Origin of the sequence: Lunatimonas salinarum, from assembly GCF_017811155.1 — a bacterium.
GTDB classification, from domain to species: domain Bacteria; phylum Bacteroidota; class Bacteroidia; order Cytophagales; family Cyclobacteriaceae; genus Lunatimonas; species Lunatimonas salinarum.
Map to the genome: position 1 here is coordinate 276,042 of NZ_JACVCV010000003.1, position 20,155 is coordinate 296,196.

Here is a 20,155-nt window from a genome sequence, read left to right on the forward strand (position 1 = left end):
TTACGCTGGCCTTAGCCCCAATAATCAAACGCAATTCACCCCAAAACGTCCCAAGGCCCGATTAATCACACAGAATCCGCCAACCGGATCAGCTCCTTACGTATTCGTTGCTCCGCATCCCCATCTAAATTACTTATCCTGCACCTCCAGGTTTCGTATCCACCCTTTTCCAATTCAAGGGCCGGAGGGATATAGCCGAAATTGCCATTTGCGAGCGTAATGGAAAAATAGGGACTTGAAATTTCTTCTTTCAATTTGAGTCCGGTTGACGCGAAAACCTCGCCGGGCAATGCGCCTATCCTTACCGAACCTATCCTAAAACACTGCAACGGCACCTTAGCCTCAACGGGATAGGCTGCTAGCAAGCACTGTTCCCTCGCATAAAGCTTTTGCCAACCGGCATAATCCGCCTGTAGGTATTCAAAGCCGCCCTCTTCCATCCGTTCCTTTGCCGATTCCAGTTCCTGGTCAGAAGGCATACGCCTTACAAGCGACACTGCATCAGTCACCACTCCCAGAACAGGATCAGACTCCCATTGGATATCATCCAGCTTCTGGATAAGCTTGGATGCCAAATCTGACCCGATCAGGGCACTTTTCGCGAAATCACCGGCAGGGTAAAGACTTGGGTTGTGAAAATCCCAAATGTTCACATCCCCGCTGGTGCCGTTACTCATGATGCCCACAAAGTCCTCACCTGCACATAACTCTGCCTGTAGCGATCGGGCAAAATAACCAAAATAGTCGGCAGAAATGGTCCCATTCTTCCAATCGCCTACATAATGCAAGCCATAATTTGCCAAAACGCTGATCCATTTACCCGAGATACTTTTCAACGCCAAAAACGACAATTCGGGATCCGGCTTGGCAATAGGTCGAATGATCTTGCACTCAACACCAAAGGGATTGGTCTTTATTTTGTCTGCCTTTCCTGTAACGGGATTGAGCGGCAAAAAATCTGCTTCCATCTCATACCTTCTACACCGAAGATGCTCCGGAGCCATGACCTTGCCATAACCAAACAGAGCCGGCTCAAGACGGTTAATGGCAGCGTCCACGGCTTCCACTATCCGTCCGGGTAGCCACTGCCTATAGGCCAAATCTGCCTGTACAAAATGAACTTCCTCTACAGCACCTGCTGCATGGGTGTGGGTACTACTAATCAGTATATTCTCAGGCGCTATGCCGGTTTGGGCCTGTATCAGACTTTTTACTTGATCCAACAGTTCCTGCCCCATGACACAGATATCCACCACCACAAATACCAAAAAAGTTTCGGCACGTCGAAGCACCAGGGCCTTCGCAAAAAGCGGGTCATGGATAGAAGTAGCATAATGAGGAACAAAGTCACCGTTGATCACGGTTCCCAACCGTGGGGTGGTCTCCACCTGTGCTGCACCGGCATACAATCCTGTAGTACTGTTCATCTGTTTATCATTTTTTATTAGCAGCTAGCTATCCGCTTTCTGAAAGCTCCATTTTGCCGTCATCAGAACCTTTTAGACTGGTAAGCTTGCCCGCAGGAAACGTAGCCAATTGCCATGAAATATCCGATCTATATCCTCTGAACTGTATCCCCTTTTATCCAACGACTCTTCGAATTTTTGGAGATCTGCCACGCTGTTGAGATCCCAGGGAGATTGCTCGGTACCAAAGATCCCATCCAAATCACTGCCTATAGCCACATGGTGGGTATTTCCGGCCAGCTGACAGATATGGTCCCAGTGATCGATCAGTTGCTCTAGCCGTATATCCAGTTGCCAAGGGTCGGACACCGTGTCAATGAACCGTATATCCATTGCCCAGCAATCCAACATGCCCCCAATCACCGCGCCTCTTTGAACCAGCCGTCTGATTTGCGCATCCGTTAACTGCCGTTGGTTAGGAACAATTTTCCGCACGTTGTGATGACTGGCCCATACAGGACCTTTGTACAGATCCATGGCCTGATCAAATCCTTTATCCGTAAGATGGGTAACGTCAAGAATCAGGTTCAAACGACCCATCCCCTCCAACAGCTGTTCTCCCAAGGGGGTAATCGGGCCTTCCGTTTTTGTGCCGGGAGCATACCTCCCCGGCCCGAAATGCGACAAACCCAACGCGCGTACGCCATACGCATAGGCCTTATCCAGGTAAGAAACCTCTACTAAGGAGTCCGCTCCTTCCAAACTGAGAATATAGCCTATGGGCTTATCCGCATCGGGCACTGCTTCATCTTCCCAAAGGGCTACCATTTCGTCCAAATCCCGTCGGGTCAGAATCTGTCTCATTTCCCCAGCTGATTCCATTTCCCGGTACCAAGCCAGTTGGGCTTGGGTCATGGCCCAGGCCTGCTGAGGTGAATTCCAACCCGGAAGTGCAGAATCGGGCGGTGAATACCGTGCCAGTTGCGTTGCCACGACAATTCCTACCTTGCCTTTTCGAAGCTCTGGAAGCGTCACTGTTCCTTTGCCCCTGTCCGGCTTGTCCTTCATGTGCATTTCCATCTGCCGTACCTGGCTAAGCTCAAGCCGCAGATCCCGGTTCCACTCAATGGCATTCATGGCCAAATCCAGATGCCCATCAATGATCAGCCTCCTTTGCATGTCAATCAGGCGGTAGGGATTTTAACAATACAATCTATTTCTACCTTTAGTCCTTCTGCCAATACAGACTGCACCGTCGTTCGAGCGGGCTTTACGCCGGTAAAATAGGATGCATATACCCGATTGTACCGGTCAAACTCACGGATATCGGCCAAATGCACGGTACATTTGACGATATCGTTCATGGTAGCCCCGGCGGCTTCCACGATCGCCTTTATGTTTTCCAGGGTTCTGACGGTTTCTTCCTCAATCGTACCCAAGACAAAACGGGAAGTCTCAAAATCAACGGCTGCCTGACCGGAAACAAACAAGAAACCGTCTATCAAAACCGCATCAGAATACGCTCCGGTGACAAAATTTTCATCTCTTTTTGGATGTACTATCTTTTTCATATCTACGCTAGTTAATTAACCTATTTACATCGTGGTCCAACCACCGTCAACCACCAAGTTATGTCCGGTCATAAAAGAAGAGGCTGATGAAAGAAGAAAACAAACGGCTCCAGCCACTTCATGGGCCCTTCCGACACGCTTTAACAGCGTTTTATCCGCCAGCCGCTGCACAAATTCCGGATGGGAATGCCTTACTTCGGGACCAGGAAAAGGCCCTGGAGAAACGCAATTACACCGTACGCCCCGCTTGCCGTATTGCATAGCGAAATATTTGGTCAGTTGTATAATTCCCGCCTTGCCTACCCCATACTCAATTGGATTGGGATTCATTGGTGCTTCGTACACAGCGGGGTCTGGAGAAACCATCCCATACATACTACCAAAGGTCACAAAACTACCTCCACCTGCCTGCGCCATCAGCTCGCAAACCTTTCTGCCGAATACAAAACCAGCGGTCAGGCCTATCTCATTTACCCTATTAAAGTCGGCTGCTGATAAATCGGCAAACGCCTTCCCTGACGCCGCATAGGTCAGGTTGACCACCCCGTTAGGTACTCCAAACTCAGACGAAAGCAAGGAGGTAAATGCCTCCACCTGTTCCTCTTCGGCAATATCCAAGGACACAGGGATCACTTGTGGAAACAACTCTTCCTGACCCACAAAGTCTTTGCTCTTGCTTCCCAAATCGGCACAGATAACCCTTGCCCCGGCGGAGGCCAACATTTTCACTAAGGACTGCCCCAGGTACCCGGCACCTCCTAGCACCCAGAAAAGCTTACCCCGCAGCCCAAAAGCACTTTCAAAATCTTCCTCGCTATGGCTGGCCTTATCATGCATTGAGTCCACCGTCCATCAAGATGTTTTCTCCATTGATATAGGCTCCTGCGTCAGAGGCCAGCAACACTGCCAACCCTTTTATGTCATCGGTATTGGCCATGCGTCGCATAGGCACTTTACGGCAATAATTATCCAAAAAAGCCTGGGGCTGATGGTTAAAAAGTCCTCCGGGACTGATACAATTGAACCTGATGTTCTTTCCGGCATGCATCTTCGCCATAAAACGGGTTATGTTGATCAGTCCGGCGTTGTGAAAAAAATAATCAGGCGGAAGATCTCCCATGGTGGTGCCTTCGTAGTTCGATAAATCCGGCCCTTTCATGCCCATCATGGAAGCGATATTGATCACCGATCCTCCACCAGAGGCGATGATCAAATCTGTCAGCTTTCTGAGCAGGTCCATCATACCAGTCGCATTGACCTGCATAGATTCTGAAAACTGACTAATCGGTGCCCTATAGCCCTTCATTGGTCGTGAAACTGCATTATTGACAAATACATGCAATCGCCCGAACTCAGCCAGCAGCTCTTCCCGAAAAGCCGCTACAGACTCCGGAATACCTTGGTCCAGCTCCATGGGGAAGACCCGCAGACCCTGTGCCTGATACGCTTCGGCGGTCCTCTGCGCCGAAGCGAGTTCCCGGGAGGTGGTAATCACCGTTCCGCCCGCTTCGGCCAAACCTTCTACCAAACACTTGCCGTATTGCCCCGATCCACCGGTCACAACGATGACCTTTTCTTTTAAACTCAATAATTCGTTTACGTGCATACTTATTTTTTCAATGGTACCACAATCCCTCCATGATCCAAACTCGTTTGAGCACCTATTACGGTTTGGATGATGCGGTAGGTTTTACCAAAACCCAAGCGGCTAGCTCCTTCTTCCACGGACCGGACGAATTCCAACATATTATCCCGAAACATGCTGTAGGAGTTGCGGATGTCGGCCAGACGCCATCCATCGCTTCCGAAAAAGGAAAGCTGAAAGGTACCGCAAATATCCGAAAACAGGTGAATGCTCGCCTTAATGCCTCCTTCAAATTCCATTACAACCGTGTCCCGGTCCCGCTCGCCCACGTGACGAACCCAAAGTGGAACGGGATCATTCAAGGTACTGAAAAGCGCTTCCACCAAGTGCACCCCATATTTTTTCCAGTCCTTTTTCCCGACAGCGGTCACCAAGTGGATCTTGCCCAAGGCCCCCAACTCTGTCTTAACCGTCCGACACTCCTGTGCGTAGCGCATTGACGAACAGGACATGAGGAACTTTCCCGCCGCCACTTGGCCCGCAAAGTATTCCAAATCCTCCTGGCTAAACGCCAATGGCTTATCCACAAATACCGGAACATCAGCATCTAAAAAGGGCTTGGCCATGGCCACGTGATATTCCGGATCATCCCTAGCCAAAATCACGGCATCGACTTCGCCCACCATGTCTTCCAGTTTCTCGGCCAAATAGGGTATTTTAGAAGATTTGGCAATACTTTCACTGATTTCCAAGTCCTGAGTCCAAACGTGCGTCACCCTGGCACCGGGAATTCCCAACGTGTCACGGTTTGCCTGAAGGTAGGCAGATACCGCCGGATAGCCGATCTCTGCGATCACCTTTCCATCAAAAGATCCATTGATAATCGCAGACCAAGAATAAGGATGTGCATTTCCGGGACTCATGCCTAATATTCCAATTCGTATCATATGATAATCCTTACGTTTAGGTTAGCCACCCCATTCGATCCCAATGAGGTAAGTTGATAAATTCAGGATCCGGAAATGCAAGCCGCTTTACGGCATCGAAGATTTCCTCATCCAGTTGGGATTTATGCGCCGCCCCCACCGCCTGAAGGAGGTATTTTTCCTGATCAATACCCACCAATACCGAGGATACCGCCTCAAAAGAAAGGGCAAAACGAATAGCTAAGGTGGGTAGATCGATATCCATTGTACCTGCCAGGTCGGCTAACTTTTGTATATGCCGTTCCACACGCTCAAGGGGTAAAGGAAGGCCCTTTCCCCGATCGCTCAACAGGCCCTTCAGCAACACCGAACGGATTACCAGACCCACATTGCTTTTGGCAGCAGACTCAAAGACGGCAGCCTGACGTTGATCCAATATATTAAAAGGCAATTGGACTACCTGCCATACACCACTTTTAATGGCTAAGGTTGACTCGGAGGCCGAGTAGGTTGATGCTCCTATGCTACGAACCTTTCCGGCATCCCTAAGTGCCAGAAAAGCCTCGATTATTTCTTCGCACTGTAGGATTTCTTCATCCGCCTGATGCAACATGAATAGATCCAGGTAATCGGTACGCAACGCACACAGACTTTCCTCCGCTGATTGATGTATGATGCGGGTTAGTTCACCTGTCGCTGGCAACTGTCCTCTCTGATCTCGGAAGTGCCGGCATTTAGAGCAGATAACCACCTGTTCCCTCTTGGACGCAAATGCGATTCCCATCAGGCGTTCCGAATCTCCATACATGCGTGCTGTATCAAAAAAATTAATACCCTCTTCCAAGGATCGGTTTAATAGATTTACGGCCTCTCTTTCCTGCAACATATCCGCCTCGGAACGTATGCCTATTCCATAAGGCATGCCTATTTCCACGCCGCCAAACGCTATTTCAGACACACGCAGACCGGTGCTTCCCAAATCAACGTACCTCATTGCTTATCTCTGGAATGGTAATAGGAATTTCCTTCGATCTTGGAAGGGGCAGAGGGTACCTCACTCAGGAGTTTTTGGCAATATTGGGTGAGCCCCACCACATCTGCACCGATACTTACGAACTGATAACCCATGGCATACAAGTCGTTCAGCTGACTTACACCTCCTGTCGTTCCGGCAAACTTTCCATACTTGGCAGCAACTTCGGCTACCCGTTTTCTGGCTTCCTGAATCTTAGGGTGAGTCCATTCACCCGGTGCACCTATGCCCTGACTGAAATCTCCGGGACCAAAAAAAAGCATGTCAAAGCCATCCAAGGCTGCAATTTCTTCAATCGCCTCCAACGCCTCGGGGTCTTCAATCTGAAAAATCACAAAACGTTCGGTATTTGCATCTCGGAGGTACTGCTTGAAATCGAGGGCTGTATAGGCCCCATCTGCATTCCCTCCGTCGATGGCCCGTAAGCCAACGGGGTGAAAACGTACCTGACGCACTACGGCGGCACCATCCCCGATACTCATTACGTGGGGCACCATGATACCTGCCGCATCCAACTCCAACGGTTTTACATAGTCGCTATAGCTTCCCCTCGGAACTCTTACCACTACGTCTTTGCCATGGGCCTTTGCCGCCCATATCTGGGAAGCCAATATGGACCAATCCTGTCCAATATGCTCCTGGTCTACCCAAATGCAGTCAAATCCAGCAAATGCAGCAATCTCCACCGATCGGGCATCCGCCAGGTTAATTTTAAAGCAGGTGACCTTTTCACCGGCTCGTAATTTTTTCAGCACAAGGCTCTTTCTCATTTCCATGGTATGCAGATCTTTAAATCACCCGATTACCAAAGATACCGGAACCGGTACGATATGGCTATTACTTTCTGATAGAATCCTGATACTTTTTTACGGCGGCTTAATAAGGGGCTTTTTGGAATAAAAAAGTTCCAAAACAATCAAAAAGTAATCGTATGAGTGCTTTTTTTTCACCACCGATTTACACAGATTTGCACAGATTTTCTTTGAAGCTTTGGCCATCGTTTAAAGTTTTTACCCAATTCAAAACCTCATCTGTGGTAATCTGAGCTATCTGGGGTGTGTTTTTTTCACCACCGATTTACACAGATTTGCACAGATTTTCTTTGAAGCTTTGGCCATCGTTTAAAGTTTTTACCCAATTCAAAACCTCATCTGTGGTAATCTGAGCTATCTGGGGTGCCGCCTTTTACATTATTATTCTGTTAATCCCTTTTCTCATATCCTGGACGTTGAAATTGAGCAATAAGCCCAACTTCAACCCCGTCAGTTTTAAATAGGTCATTAATTGTGCTTTGTGAATGGGAGCGATTTCATCCACAGATTTTAATTCAAGTATGACTTGATGATTGACCAAAAGGTCTATTCTATAGCCTGCTTCAAGTCTGATGTTATCGTAAATTACCGGAAGTGGCTTTTGCCTTTCTACAGCCAATCCTGCCTTTCGCATTTCATACTCCAAACAAACCTCATAGGTAGATTCCAGCAAACCAGGACCCAATTCGGAATGAACCTTATATACACATCCGATTATTTTATAAGACAAATCATTCAATTCCATACTCTGTGTCATTCTGTGCCCTCTTTAGCTAATCTATGAAAATACTATTAGGGTTTAGCCCAAACCGCAGATATTGCTCGTTATATAAAACGTGATACAGGCAAATTCACCACTTTTCAACAAAATCATAGCAGGAAAGTAGGCCCTTCTCGTCTCAAATTCCAAAATAAACCAAAACTCGAAGCGACACTAACCTCATAAACCCAACCAAATATTTCGCCAAAGACATATTTCGCGCAGCATATATCACACCTATTTCGCGCAGCATATATCATTTTTATTCGGGAGATTCCAGCGAACGCGGGCCACAAATACGCTGCCATCACTACCGTACTTATCTACGCCCTCGGGCTGCATCCATTCGGAAACCGTCACCCAAGTCTCCTCTGGACTGATTTCCGTCACCCCAAAGTTACCTAACCGGGCACCACGCTCTGGCACCAAAATTCGCTCCGTCTCCCGTATGATGACCATCCGATCCGGATCCACCTGCCCCATGAAGAGGGGCGCCCGGTGACGAAAAACATGGTCATTATTGGCTCCCCGACGGGTATAAACCAAAAACAAACCTTCGCTATGGGTCACCCAATGTTGTTGGGTATTGTAGTTTCCGAGCTCTTGCCCGTCATCAAAACGCCAGGGCTGAATGGGTTCGAAGTCCACTCCATTGGTACTTCTGCTCACATATCCTTGTATATCGTTTCGGATCGTAAGGAAATACTTTCCTCCAAAAAACGTCAACGAGGGCTCGTGAAGACCGCGGCTTTGATCCGGCACGGACAGCTCGTTGCCATGTGCCAAGTAAATAAGTTCGGAACCATCAAAACGGCACTTGGCCACCGTCACCCGGGAATTTTCGCCAGGTGGTGAAAAATAAATCGGCAAGAGAATAGATCCATCAGGCAGGTCGTAGCGCTGAACGCATCCTGCCCCGGCATTTTGGAAGGCCGGATTATCCGGCATCTTCAGCTTTTCCCAAACCGACCAACGGTTGGCCAACGGATCATACACCGAATAGGCCGTATCCCTAGGTCTGGGAGAACTCACTTTCCAGTCAGTAGTATAAGCAATCGTGTGGCCTGTACCCAGCAGCTTACCGGACTTGGCGTGCCACGTGGGCCAAAAGTCACTGGCAGCGACCGGACGCTGTTCCCCTGCTATCAGCTCCATGCGGGGTGCCAAGGGTTCGGACAGTGCTGGCTCCGTCCAGGTTTTTCCCAAATCGTCGCTATACATCGTATACATTCCCTTAAACACATCACTGCCACCGAGCTCTAAGGTGTTCAGCGTCATGACAATCCGGGGCTGACTTCCTTTTCCCGCTCCGGGAATCAGTCCCGCACGGGGATGCACCCAGCACCTCTCTCCGTCAAACAGTCGAGTGGGTACCTCCAACCGGGTAGTGTAATCGAGATCTTGCTTTCGTCCAAACAGTCCCCCATTTCTACAGGATGAGAGCGCAAAAGGAGAAAGAGTCAACAGACTTACACTACCTATCAGGGAACTTTTCAGAAATGATCGTCGGTGAGAATCGGACATCGTTTTCATAGGGGCTTGCTTTTAACCACATTCAATGTAAGAAATTATCGGGTAAGCGGAAGGACAAAAGCCACCTTAGGCAACTAATCTTCCGGAGGAATTGGAAATTGTAGGAAGCCCTTTTCAAATAAGTCGGGCAAACCCGCTCTTTGCCACTTCCCCCCTTAACAGGCGATGCGCCTCCCCGGCTCGTATGGCACTAGCCATTATTCCGAACATCTCACCCACTGCTGCGGTGTATCGACTCAGCACTCCTTCTGTATGCGCCAAGGTGGGATAGAAGGCTGTGCCTGCCAAAAACCCCCGCTGCAGCATTTGCTGGGTGAAGATGGTCCGAAGCATCTCGGCCTCGGGGTAGTCGAAGCTCAGGGTGGCCAAACTCGGGAAGCCGCCCACCTTAACTCGCAAGCCCAATTGCTCGGCATGGCTTAGCCAAGCCTGCTGCACCTGCATCCCGACCATACGTACATGGCCTGGGACATCGGTTTCCCGCATGGCCTGCAATACCGCCAGCGCAGCTACCGGCCCCAAACTCTCAGTCCAATAGGTACTGCTGATAAATGAAACGTGAGCCCCATCCATAGCCTCCCGGCTTCCAATGATGGCCCCTATCGGATAGCCATTGCCCAATGCCTTCGCAAACACAGCCATATCAGGCTGCACGGCATACCGCAAATGGGCACCGCCAAAATGCAAACGCCAGCCCACCGTAATCTCATCGAATACCAACAAACAGCCCCTTCGACGGGTCTCTAAGCGAATTTCTTCTAAAAACCCCGGGTTCGGATCGGATCCCCTGCATGGCTCCATCACCACCGCCGCCAAGGAATCTCCGTATCGCTCCATCAACTTCCTAAATCCCTCTAGGTCATTGTAACGAAAAGTCAGTGCCGTATCGCGGAGCTCTACCGGAACGCCCGCGGGCTCCAGACCAGCGAGTAGGTGCCCTTTTAAGGCGTCATTATCTCCCAGGTTAGCAGCTAAATACCAGTCCTGCCAACCGTGATACCCACAAACAGCCACTTTAGAACGACCGGTTGTCGCCCTAGCAATACGTACCGCTACGGCACATGCCTCTCCGCCCCCTCTGACAAAACGAACCTGCTCTGCCCAGGGATGAATGTCACATAATTCATCCGCCAACTCGACCTCTTCAGGAGGATTTAAGGAAGACATAGAACCCAACCAGACCCGCCTGCTTACCGCCCGATTGACCGAATCATGGGCATAGCCCAACAGGCAGGATCCAACGGCGTTGGTGGAGAAGTCTTCGTACCGGTTCCCATCCAGGTCCCATACAGAGCAACCTTTGGCCCGGCTAAAATAAGGGGGCCAATGGTTCGGCGCCAAATTCTCAGGCCGCTTCGAGAGCAGTTGTACCCCTCCGGGTATCCGTTGTTTCGCTTGCGTATAAAGAGCCTGACCATAGGAAGTGGATATGGGGTTCCTATCGAGCATCCGCATCGCATTGTCAAAAAAAATCCCGGAAATATCGCACTCCGAGAGATCCATGCGGCTACAGGCTTGGCGAAGCGCCCTCAAAGACTCAATGCCAACCAATATCGGATTTCCGTGGGCACGGCTCCAGCTACAGGATTGGGAATCCATCCAAAAAAAACCATCCCCAAGGGTGACAGATCTACCTCGCAGGGAAGAAACGGGAAAATCACTGCCCCAAAGAAGCTTTTGCGAACCAAAATACTCGATCACAGACTCCATAGGTCCTGATTCGCACACACCGGACATATCAAACCATACGTTTTCAAGGTCGCTTATCGCACTCATGCCGGCTGCATGGTGTGCGTGAAAGGAACGCCCGGTATGCGCCAGTACCAGCCTCATCCCAGGATATTCGGTGCACATACGTCGGATTTCATCGATGTTCAACCGATCCATTAGGGCATCGTCCTTTACAATATGCATCATGACCACCGCCTGTTTTTCATCCGCCCACTTCCACCAGTGTTCTGGGAAAAAACCGGAAATCGAACTCTGAGGAGTCGGCTTCTCCCTGCTGTACACATGGTAAGGCTTCAATCCGACCACCTGTGGATGAGAAAGTACCTCAGCCAAATCCTCGGGCATCAGGTCAGGCGTCACCAATGCAAGTCCCCGGGATACCGGATGTTGGTCCAGTTGGCTCATCAAGTAGGCATTGGACGCCAAAATCGCCGCATGAGGTAAGGGGGCAGGAAAAAACAGTCCCCCGACGAGTTTGGATGTTGGAAACAAGGGGGAAACATGCTCGTGCCAAGAAAGAATCGACGCCTCTTGGCCACCTCCCGTCCATAAACTGGCATCGGCGTCCGACAAGCCCAAATCCGCTACCCGATATATATGCGCATGAGCGTCGAAAACCCTGTCAGGCAGAAAATCCTGCAGACCGGAAATGATCCGCTTATCCACTTCCGAATATTCCCATTTATAGGGATTACTTTTTGACTGCATGTTCTTGTCAATGGTTTTTTATTACAATGAAATATGAACATAACTGATTTCCGTGCTGTCAGTATGTTCGCCCGCGTAAAAATAGGCAAGCACATCTGAGCCTCCCAAAAAAAGCAGCTGGGGATGCCCCACCGAAAACTTAGCCATTTCCGCCCAAGCCTCATTCATGCTGACATACCGTGAGTCCTGCTTTGCTAAATCAGCCTGATACACATCTCCTACCTTCTTGAAAGGACTTTCCAAGTTGTCCTTAATCCACAAGCTGATCACCGGCACAATGGACCTGTCAATGCAGATAAGTACAATACGCCCATCCTCTAACTGCACCGGTCTTCCAGGCTGACCATAAATGCCTGTGTCCCTCGGAAAGCGCCAACTTACCCCTCCATCATGGCTAATCGCCTCATGAACGTTCAGGTATTCGTTTCTTTTGCCATCCAAGGTCCAAAAGTAATTTACCAGCGTCCTGCCATCTTGTAGTACATTGGGGCGCTGATCCCAAAAATACCAGTCCGGGTAGTTGGTAACCATGTGCGTCTCCGGCCAAGTGATACATCCATCCACCGACCTCAACATGGCCGAACGGTGAACCCACTTCGCGGGATCTCCCTTGTATTTATTGATTTCCAACTGACACAGCAAACTACCGTCTCCCAATCGAATGGGCGGTCCGGTAAGGGGGGCAGGGCCGCCCAACCCAGTTGTATCTATCAGCTGCGGAGCGGACCAGTGCGCACCGGAATCCTCACTTATACTCCAGAAAATACGGGTATCCTTCAGGCTTTCGTCTGTGGGATCATAAAATGGCGCCTCAGGATCGGATTCATCTACCCAGTTAATCACCAACAGTACCCGTGAACCTCCTAGTGCCAGAAAGTAAACCGATATTGCCTGACCAACCCTCCCGGATACTTCAGGCAACTCAACGGGCACAAAGGCCGGCACCCAAGATGTGCCCTGATCGTCTGACCATGTCATCCATACCGACTTGTACCGGGCATCGGCCTTTTTCTCAGAAGCTTTGAAACCTGCCAGCCAGCGGCCAGAGGGCAAGACCTCAAAGGCCGGAAAGGTTTTACTTTTCAGGGCATCTCCTCCCGGAATACCGCCTACAGTCCCACGGTTGATGATCTTCATGGCTATTGGGTTAGATAACCTTTTCCTTTATTATGGCCGCAGCGCGCACCCGTTTTTTCATTGTTTCCGGATTGCCCAGTATACGGTGATCCACCCAGCTGAGCAGGGTGCCCACCAAGATGCCCACGAATAGCGAAACCGGCATGATATACAATACTTCTATTCCAAATACCTTGTAGAACGCAACGGCAATGGCAATTGCCACACTGGATATCCCACCCCAAAACGTGCCTTTGGCAGTGGCAAAAGGAACAAATAGGGCCAGAAAAAACAACACAAACAGGGGCGAAACAAAGAGGTTGACCACCTTAACTATCACATCATACAGATTACCTTCCACGCGGCTGATACCCAAACTCAATCCTAGTGCCAGCACACCCACAAACAGGGAAAGTTTTTGTATGGACTTGAGTTGATTTTTGGGGGCCGTGTACCTCTTGGAAAAACGCTTCAATAAATCCTCCGATATCACCGAGGAGGTGGAATTGAGTCCGGAAGAAAGGCTGGACATGGCTGCCGCGAGTATGCCTGCCGCCACCAGACCGGAAATACCCACCGGTAATCCCACCAAAATAAACTTTGGGAATAACTGGTCTGCATGGGAGGTCAGGGTCTCTCCGGGCGCCAAGTACCTGGGAAAAGCCGTAAAATAGGCCATCACAGCCAGCCCCACCAAACCGAGCAGGATCTGCACCACGAACGTGGTCATCAAAGACACCCCGAAGGTACGCCTAGCGGTATGAATGTTTTCCGTGGCCAAAAACCGCTGTATGGACATCTGATCAGAGCCCGAGGAAGCGAGGTACCAGACGAAGGTCGTCAACAGGGCATTGCCAATGGTGAGCCGCTCTCGGGCATCAAAGCCCCATTTGAACTCACCCCAATAGGGAATCCATTCCGTTGGAATCCAAGCGCTAAAGGAACCAAAGTGCCAGCTTACCACTGCCAGCGTAAGCAAGGCTCCTCCTATCAATACGCCTGACTGAATAACATCTGTAAAAACTACCGCCTTTAGGCCACCCATCGTCGTATATACGACTGTTATACCCATCAACAATACGCTGATCAGCAGGGTGTAGGCTGGATCAAAGCCAAAAATTGACAAAATTGCCGTGTTGACGGTGATGAAAATAATTGTGCCCATCCACAAAAACCGGAGAGACAAAAAGAAAAAGGTCGCCAACAGCCGGATACTCACGCCTAGATTGATCTCCAGGATTTCATATGCACTGGTCACACGAAGTTTCATGAACTTTGGAATCAAAAACCAGCCCACCACATAATACACCAAGGGAAACACCAGCACACCCGAAAAAATGACGGGACCGTACTTGATCATCTCCCCAGGATAGGAAAGGTAACTCAACGAACTGAGTAGGGTGGCAAACAGCGAAAGACCGACGGCGATGGGATTCATCTTCCCACCTCCCAGGTAATAGTCTTGGGCGTTTTTGTTTCGGCGGGAAAAAAAGTAACCTATTCCCAGCATACCCGATAAATACATGACGATCACCATCCAATCGCCCCAGGCAAGGGAGTAGGGCTGCTTCCTATCTAGCTGAAGGATGGCATAGGCTGCCGTGGCACGTACATCGGCATTATCAGGAGAATTCACCGAAGCCTCCTTGGTTTCACCTGGTATCAAAATCGGGTTTTCTCCATCAAACAGCCGCTTCATGAGCGGAAGATCCTCCTCATTGCCAGCGATGGACAACGCCATCAATAATTCCATCCGTTCCCCTTTTCGAGGTGAAAGCTCCAGTTCCAGTAGAGACTTTTTGATTTGGGAGAAAAGCGGGCTTTCCCGATAGGAATCTGGCGCATTGACATAGGCCGCTGAAAGGAGGTACACCCGGGAAAGATCCCCATCCCGCGTTTCCATTGCCGTGGATGCCAATGACTCCCATTGGTCTGGGGAAATATTTCGCTCATTTCTCAGTGCAAAGGCAGCCTGCATCCTCGGCAAGTCCTCTACCACATTATCCAGCACAAGATCCAACAAAGATGGCTCGGAGGGAGATTGCAGGGATCCCTGAAGTGTGCTCCAAAGGGTATAAACGTAAAGCGAATTAATGGGGCCCGCCAACACTTCCTTTGTTTCCTCAGGGGCCAGGTCGCTTAAGGAAATTCCCAACTTAGCGGCGGTTTCCGCAGCGTGAATGCGGTCTTCCCCCAAAGGATCCCGAAAGGCTTCCACTACTTTTTGTCCGTAAAAATCCCGTTCCTCCGGAGATGCCTGAGCCAATACACGCCAGATCCCCACACGATATTGGGGCAATTCCTCTAAACGGACCTTTTCAGCCAAATAGGTCTCCCGAACACCTTCTCCGTAGCCTGCCCATATTTTGTATTCTGCCGCGTGGACCTTTACCCATGATTCCTGTTCCCGCATCACCTCATCCAGCACTTCAACGGCCTGCTCCCTAAGTGCATCCGAAACGGGCGAATCCTCGTGTGTGCCGCAGGCACCCAACATCAAAAGTAACCCCAACGCCAGGAACAGACAGGATACGGGGAATTGTCTCATGGTCCGGTTTGGTTCAGTGCTTTCACATAAGCGGCTTTGGCGGCCACGTCCTCCGCCGCAGAAGCCCCAAAATAAATCAGTCCCATGGCTTTTCGAGTTCGGTCTTCACTGGTATTTGGACTGGCTCGGTGTATGGTCAATGCATGATGTACCAATAAATCACCGGGCTTGGTCTTGAAGAAAACCTCCTTTTCAGTGTCCGCTGGAATACCAAAATCAGGAATACCTTGGGAAAAACCCAGTGTATTGGTATAGGCATGATGCCGCATGCCTAACTTATGAGAACCTTTTACATAGCTCACCCACCCGTTTTCCGCGTCTACATCCTCCAAGGCCATCCACATGGTGACGGCACTCATTGGCTTCAACATAAAATAATAGCCATCTTGGTGGGGAGGCGTACCTTTGCCAACTTTTGGGGGTTTGTTGAAATACTCCACCGTCTTACCTATTACCTTTTCCTCCAAAAGTTCCTCTGCCAATTTGGTAAAGGTGCTGTTGAAAAGTACATCGGCAAAAAACGGATCGTAAGCGTGGAGATCCTGGAGCATCTTTAGGGTGCTGGCATCTCCCTTCACTTCATATTTAATATGCTCAGGAGGAAGAACCGCCGACTGATTCTTAATAAAATGATCCAATCGCTCGCGGATTTCGGCGATTTGCTCGATAGTGAGGAATCCTGGAAGAAGAATAAATCCATCCCGCTCAAATGTAGTTTTTAACGTTTCTGTATCCATGTCTTGAATAAGGTAATAGAACCTAAATTTCAGATCAATCCAGGTTAAAGGCTTCTATTTTTTTGTATGAATGACGTACTATCTTTCATTGAGTCTACTTCATCGTATTGGATGTCTCTCGGAAAAGGATACCTATCCATCAGTTGCCTTACTTTGTAAGCAAACGCAATCATCGCTTCCTCCTCTCTAACCACAGCTCCCCGTTCATAGTGGTAAAACCCTTTGCCGGCTTCCATACCTGGGTTGGGATTTTCACTAAAAACCTCCTCAAAAAAAGAAGGCAGGGCTTTTCCTGTCGCCAACTCTTTGTTAAGATCCTCCATTACCAGACCATATACATTGGTGCCCATGAGATCCATGTATCGCAGGTTACCTGCAAAGGGCATGTAATATCCCGCATCATTACGGCAGGCACGGTCGATATCTTCCGCACCTACATAGCCATGCTCGATTAAGAAAAACGCCTCCCTAACCATCGCTGCCAATAACCTGGATCGAATGCTCCTCCCCCCATAAACCACATAGGGATCCTTTTTCCAGTAGCGTTCGATGAGGTAAACCAATGACCCTAAGAGCGAGGACGGCGTATCCGGTACCGCGATTACCTCTGAAAATAACGTCACTTGTGCCGGTCTTACCCAGTTCAACCCGATGACCCTATCCGGATGGGCACAACCATCCCGTAGCTCATCTAGCGAAAAACTCTCCGTATTCACCGCCAAAACGGCGCCTTCTGGGACGAGCTGACTGACAGCATGCAGGGATTGCTTTTTGGTAGGTAAGTCTTCAGGCGTTACCAAGATTACCAGATCAACCGGCGAAAGGGCACCAAGATCAGCAACCTGCTCTATTCGCCCACTGAGTTCTTCCACCGATGCCACAGATCGCCCGACATCGAATAAATCTGTAAGATCCACCTCAGCGGAGGACGATTCCAACACCTGAACCAGGTGTCCCGCCTGAAGAAGGCAACAGACGATCTCAGGAAGGAGACGACCGGTTCCCACCACCGCCACATTTGGATAGGGTAAATTCATAGCTTCCCCTGATTTAGCCGATGCAAAACTTCTTTGGCCTTTCGCAATGCCTGCGTTATGTGATCCGGCTCATGGGCACTGCTAATATACCAAAGCCCCCTTCCAATAACGCGAACTCCCTCATCGTGTAATCCCGATATAAAACGCTTTAATTTAACTCCATCGTATTGCAGCACTTCCCGGAAATCTGACACACTTTTGCGGTCAATGAATCCCGTATGCACCACAGGCCCTAAGCCCTGCACCAGTAAGTTGACATCCATATCTTCTGCCAGTTGCCTCAGTCCATCTCTGAGCTCTTCCCCCATCGTAAACATATGTGGATAAGGGTTATCCCTTTCCAAAATACGGACTGTCGCCAATGCGGCGGCCACCGTAGGATTGCAGGCATTCATGGTACCCGCATGAATCACCCGTGCGGAGGCAATCTCTTCCATCCATACCTTCTTACCCACAATTGCACTGATCGGGTAACCACTGCCTAGAGCTTTGGCGAAAATAGACATATCGGGCGTTACCTGGAAAAAGCCCTGTGCACCAGCGAGCCCCAACCGGAAACCGGTTATGACTTCATCAAAGATCAAAGCGATGCCGTACTCATCACACAGTGCCCTCAAGCCTTCCAGAAATCCAGGATGCGGTGGAATACAGCCACTATTACACATCATGGGTTCGGTGATAATGGCACACACCTCGCTGTGGCATTCGGCCAGCTTAGCCCGCACCAATTCTAAATCATTCCACGGAAGGATAATAAACTCATCCTTGGCCTGAGAAGGGAGACCCTGGCTCCAGGGAAATACGACCGGATTGAACCGATCACCCAATGCATCCGGACTTGGCGCAGAAATTCCCCAAGCGACGTTATCCAACCAACCATGATAGTGTCCCTCAAAGCGTATGAATTTGGTTTTGCCCGTCTTTGCTCGGGCCACGCGTATCGCTGTGTGCACGGCCTCGGATCCATCCAAGCAGAACCGCATCAACTCCGCAGAGGGAATAACGCGATTGAGCCATTCGGCCAGTTCAACTTCCTGTTGATGCTGCCCGGCAAACAGCTGTCCCTGTGCAGAATAGGACTGAACTGCATCCAATACCTCCTGATTGGAGTGGCCGAGAATTAACGGTCCCTGACTAAGGGTAAAATCCAGGTACTCGTTGCCGTCCACATCCCATAGGTGTACCCCTTTTCCGTGGGTATAGAACAAGGCATGAGGATGGTTGTATTTTCTAAATTCCGATGAAACGCCGGATGCCAGGACTTTCTTGGCCCGATCCAGCCAATTTCCGGATTCTTTGTATCGATTATCTGTCATATATCTTGTTTTTTGGTAGCCGCAGAACGATTTTCCGCAGCGAGCTTATATATTTCCTTATTGAAAGCAGCAAATGCCCTTTCCCATTCTCCTGCCTCCTTCTCGGTATACGGGTACAATCCCCTTGCATTCTGAATACCACGGGCTTCCTCTTCCACCATTCGGCGCATAAGCGCTGGAACCTCCGTGGAATTGCTAAGTTCAGGAAATAAGCGGATTAGCGCTACCCGAAAATCCGCTAATCCCAAAAGATCCATTCGCTTCATCAGACCCATGGCCGTGATCCAAGAACCTGCATCGTAGCGAAACGACTTATCTACGTCTTCCACCGTCGCCCCTTTCGTCTCGATCAGATGAAACGCCTCCCTGTAAACCGCATACATCAGCCGATTTGTCACAAAACCCCGGATATCTCTTTGCAGGAAAGTGGGCTCCTTGTCCCAAAAATGAGCCAATTCAAATACCCACCGAGCAGGCTCCTCGGCAGTTTTTGCCCCCTTGGTAATTTCCAAAAAGCGAGTTAGGTAGGCTGGCTCGGCCCAATGCACCCCTAAGAACCGCTCCGGATTGGGCACAAGCTCCTGAAGTACACTTATCGGTATCGCTGAGGTGTTGCTGGAAATAATGGCCTTCCCCTTGGTGGCCTCCGCAATTTTCCGATACATGAGAGCTTTGATCTCCTGCCGCTCCACCACACATTCCTGTACAATCTTACAGTCCCTTAATATACCAAAGTCCTCGGACAGCGTCAAACGGGACAGGTAATGGGAAATCGGCTGATGTAGCAGGCTGCTTTCTTCAGCGTGTTTCAGTTGTTTCGTGATACGGAGTTCGGCATCCTCCATGTCCGAAGGAATAGGTGCCACTCCGCGCACCGGATGCCCGGCAATCAACAAAGCAACCACAATACTGCTTCCCATCAATCCAAGGCCTACTACTCCCAGTTCAATTTCCGCAAGCTCATTCGGTTTTATCATTCCCTGTTCTATAAAAATGGGCTGTCGGCACAATTACGTGCTAACGGATAAATTTTCACAATACCAAAAGTATCCGGTAACCTGAACAGATACTATTAATATCCTTTACAATAGTGATACTATTTTTCAGCAAAAAAGACCGCTTGTCAAACAGCCTCTTTTTTTGAGTCATCCTCTGTTATTATTATCTATATTTATGATACTATTTTTCAAGGAAGGCCAAAAAACTTTCACCTTATAGATATTTAATCTATATTAAGCTAACCTATTCAGGAGATTATGAAAACGCAGGCAGGTATGATGTACTCATCACATACCTAAGATGACTCAATGCAGCTAGCCTGCCTTTCTATAAACGG

The 20,155-nt window shown here is 49.5% G+C and carries 17 protein-coding genes; all 17 read right to left on the reverse strand.

The window, feature by feature from the left end; translation table 11 throughout:
* Positions 1–65: 65 nt before the first annotated feature.
* The 17 genes from IAQ59_RS04945 to IAQ59_RS05025 all read right to left on the reverse strand — a co-directional run bounded on the left by IAQ59_RS04945 (position 66) and on the right by IAQ59_RS05025 (position 19,796).
* A complete protein-coding gene (locus IAQ59_RS04945; RefSeq protein ID WP_209329675.1) occupies positions 66–1,427 on the reverse strand; it encodes a hypothetical protein in 1,362 nt (453 codons plus the stop codon).
* A gap of 72 nt (positions 1,428–1,499) precedes the next feature.
* Positions 1,500–2,585, reverse strand: coding sequence for a dipeptidase (locus tag IAQ59_RS04950; RefSeq protein WP_209329676.1), 1,086 nt, complete (start codon positions 2,583–2,585; stop codon positions 1,500–1,502).
* Between the two features lie 5 nt (positions 2,586–2,590).
* Positions 2,591–2,977: a RidA family protein gene (locus IAQ59_RS04955; RefSeq protein WP_209329677.1), complete on the reverse strand. Its 387-nt coding sequence runs from the start codon at positions 2,975–2,977 to the stop codon at positions 2,591–2,593.
* A gap of 24 nt (positions 2,978–3,001) precedes the next feature.
* Entirely contained in the window at positions 3,002–3,814 is an 813-nt protein-coding gene (locus tag IAQ59_RS04960; protein WP_209329799.1) for an SDR family oxidoreductase, read from the reverse strand.
* Positions 3,807–4,583: an SDR family oxidoreductase gene (locus IAQ59_RS04965; RefSeq protein WP_209329678.1), complete on the reverse strand. Its 777-nt coding sequence runs from the start codon at positions 4,581–4,583 to the stop codon at positions 3,807–3,809. The genes IAQ59_RS04960 and IAQ59_RS04965 overlap by 8 nt, the downstream gene beginning before the upstream one ends.
* A 2-nt stretch (positions 4,584–4,585) precedes the next feature.
* Positions 4,586–5,509, reverse strand: a complete 924-nt coding sequence (locus tag IAQ59_RS04970; protein WP_209329679.1) for a Gfo/Idh/MocA family protein — start codon at positions 5,507–5,509, stop codon at positions 4,586–4,588.
* Positions 5,510–5,525: 16 nt separating this feature from the next.
* Positions 5,526–6,482, reverse strand: coding sequence for an aldo/keto reductase (locus tag IAQ59_RS04975; protein WP_209329680.1), 957 nt, complete (start codon positions 6,480–6,482; stop codon positions 5,526–5,528).
* Positions 6,479–7,291, reverse strand: coding sequence for an HpcH/HpaI aldolase family protein (locus tag IAQ59_RS04980; protein ID WP_245189436.1), 813 nt, complete (start codon positions 7,289–7,291; stop codon positions 6,479–6,481). The genes IAQ59_RS04975 and IAQ59_RS04980 overlap by 4 nt, the downstream gene beginning before the upstream one ends.
* 415 nt (positions 7,292–7,706) lie before the next feature.
* The gene (locus tag IAQ59_RS04985) at positions 7,707–8,090 is read right to left on the reverse strand and encodes a GxxExxY protein (RefSeq protein ID WP_245189437.1); all 384 of its coding nucleotides are present in this window, start codon (positions 8,088–8,090) and stop codon (positions 7,707–7,709) included.
* A gap of 240 nt (positions 8,091–8,330) precedes the next feature.
* Positions 8,331–9,626 (reverse strand): sialidase family protein, encoded by a 1,296-nt coding sequence (locus IAQ59_RS04990; protein WP_209329682.1) that lies wholly within the window; start codon positions 9,624–9,626, stop codon positions 8,331–8,333.
* A 114-nt stretch (positions 9,627–9,740) separates the two neighbouring features.
* On the reverse strand, positions 9,741–12,065 hold the full coding sequence (locus IAQ59_RS04995; RefSeq protein WP_209329683.1) for an aminotransferase class III-fold pyridoxal phosphate-dependent enzyme: 2,325 nt from the start codon (positions 12,063–12,065) through the stop codon (positions 9,741–9,743).
* 21 nt (positions 12,066–12,086) lie between these two features.
* Complete coding sequence (locus tag IAQ59_RS05000; protein ID WP_209329684.1) at positions 12,087–13,202, reverse strand: sialidase family protein; 1,116 nt, start codon at positions 13,200–13,202, stop codon at positions 12,087–12,089.
* 10 nt (positions 13,203–13,212) lie between these two features.
* Positions 13,213–15,729 carry a sodium:solute symporter gene (locus tag IAQ59_RS05005; RefSeq protein WP_209329685.1) on the reverse strand — a complete coding sequence of 839 codons (2,517 nt, stop codon included), beginning with the start codon at positions 15,727–15,729 and terminating at the stop codon, positions 13,213–13,215.
* Entirely contained in the window at positions 15,726–16,466 is a 741-nt protein-coding gene (locus IAQ59_RS05010) for a phytanoyl-CoA dioxygenase family protein (RefSeq protein ID WP_209329686.1), read from the reverse strand. The genes IAQ59_RS05005 and IAQ59_RS05010 overlap by 4 nt, the downstream gene beginning before the upstream one ends.
* Before the next feature lie 44 nt (positions 16,467–16,510).
* Positions 16,511–17,503, reverse strand: coding sequence for a 3-hydroxyacyl-CoA dehydrogenase family protein (locus IAQ59_RS05015; RefSeq protein ID WP_209329687.1), 993 nt, complete (start codon positions 17,501–17,503; stop codon positions 16,511–16,513).
* On the reverse strand, positions 17,500–18,819 hold the full coding sequence (locus tag IAQ59_RS05020; protein ID WP_209329688.1) for an aspartate aminotransferase family protein: 1,320 nt from the start codon (positions 18,817–18,819) through the stop codon (positions 17,500–17,502). Before IAQ59_RS05020 ends, IAQ59_RS05015 begins: the two co-directional genes overlap by 4 nt.
* Entirely contained in the window at positions 18,816–19,796 is a 981-nt protein-coding gene (locus tag IAQ59_RS05025; protein ID WP_209329689.1) for a 3-hydroxyacyl-CoA dehydrogenase family protein, read from the reverse strand. Before IAQ59_RS05025 ends, IAQ59_RS05020 begins: the two co-directional genes overlap by 4 nt.
* Between the last annotated feature and the right edge of the window lie 359 nt (positions 19,797–20,155).

Excerpts from the sequence above, each read along its gene's own strand:
- IAQ59_RS04995 (WP_209329683.1), bottom strand. The coding sequence starts at position 12,065 with ATGCAGTCAAAAAGTAATCCCTATAAATGGGAATATTCGGAAGTGGAT.
- IAQ59_RS04965 (WP_209329678.1), bottom strand. The coding sequence starts at position 4,583 with ATGCACGTAAACGAATTATTGAGTTTAAAAGAAAAGGTCATCGTTGTG.
- IAQ59_RS04990 (WP_209329682.1), bottom strand. The coding sequence starts at position 9,626 with ATGAAAACGATGTCCGATTCTCACCGACGATCATTTCTGAAAAGTTCC.
- IAQ59_RS04975 (WP_209329680.1), bottom strand. The coding sequence starts at position 6,482 with ATGAGGTACGTTGATTTGGGAAGCACCGGTCTGCGTGTGTCTGAAATA.
- IAQ59_RS05005 (WP_209329685.1), bottom strand. The coding sequence starts at position 15,729 with ATGAGACAATTCCCCGTATCCTGTCTGTTCCTGGCGTTGGGGTTACTT.
- IAQ59_RS04970 (WP_209329679.1), bottom strand. The coding sequence starts at position 5,509 with ATGATACGAATTGGAATATTAGGCATGAGTCCCGGAAATGCACATCCT.
- IAQ59_RS05015 (WP_209329687.1), bottom strand. The coding sequence starts at position 17,503 with ATGAATTTACCCTATCCAAATGTGGCGGTGGTGGGAACCGGTCGTCTC.
- IAQ59_RS04945 (WP_209329675.1), bottom strand. The coding sequence starts at position 1,427 with ATGAACAGTACTACAGGATTGTATGCCGGTGCAGCACAGGTGGAGACC.
- IAQ59_RS04950 (WP_209329676.1), bottom strand. The coding sequence starts at position 2,585 with ATGCAAAGGAGGCTGATCATTGATGGGCATCTGGATTTGGCCATGAAT.
- IAQ59_RS04980 (WP_245189436.1), bottom strand. The coding sequence starts at position 7,291 with ATGAGAAAGAGCCTTGTGCTGAAAAAATTACGAGCCGGTGAAAAGGTC.
- IAQ59_RS05020 (WP_209329688.1), bottom strand. The coding sequence starts at position 18,819 with ATGACAGATAATCGATACAAAGAATCCGGAAATTGGCTGGATCGGGCC.
- IAQ59_RS05000 (WP_209329684.1), bottom strand. The coding sequence starts at position 13,202 with ATGAAGATCATCAACCGTGGGACTGTAGGCGGTATTCCGGGAGGAGAT.
- IAQ59_RS05010 (WP_209329686.1), bottom strand. The coding sequence starts at position 16,466 with ATGGATACAGAAACGTTAAAAACTACATTTGAGCGGGATGGATTTATT.
- IAQ59_RS04960 (WP_209329799.1), bottom strand. The coding sequence starts at position 3,814 with ATGCATGATAAGGCCAGCCATAGCGAGGAAGATTTTGAAAGTGCTTTT.
- IAQ59_RS04985 (WP_245189437.1), bottom strand. The coding sequence starts at position 8,090 with ATGACACAGAGTATGGAATTGAATGATTTGTCTTATAAAATAATCGGA.
- IAQ59_RS05025 (WP_209329689.1), bottom strand. The coding sequence starts at position 19,796 with ATGATAAAACCGAATGAGCTTGCGGAAATTGAACTGGGAGTAGTAGGC.
- IAQ59_RS04955 (WP_209329677.1), bottom strand. The coding sequence starts at position 2,977 with ATGAAAAAGATAGTACATCCAAAAAGAGATGAAAATTTTGTCACCGGA.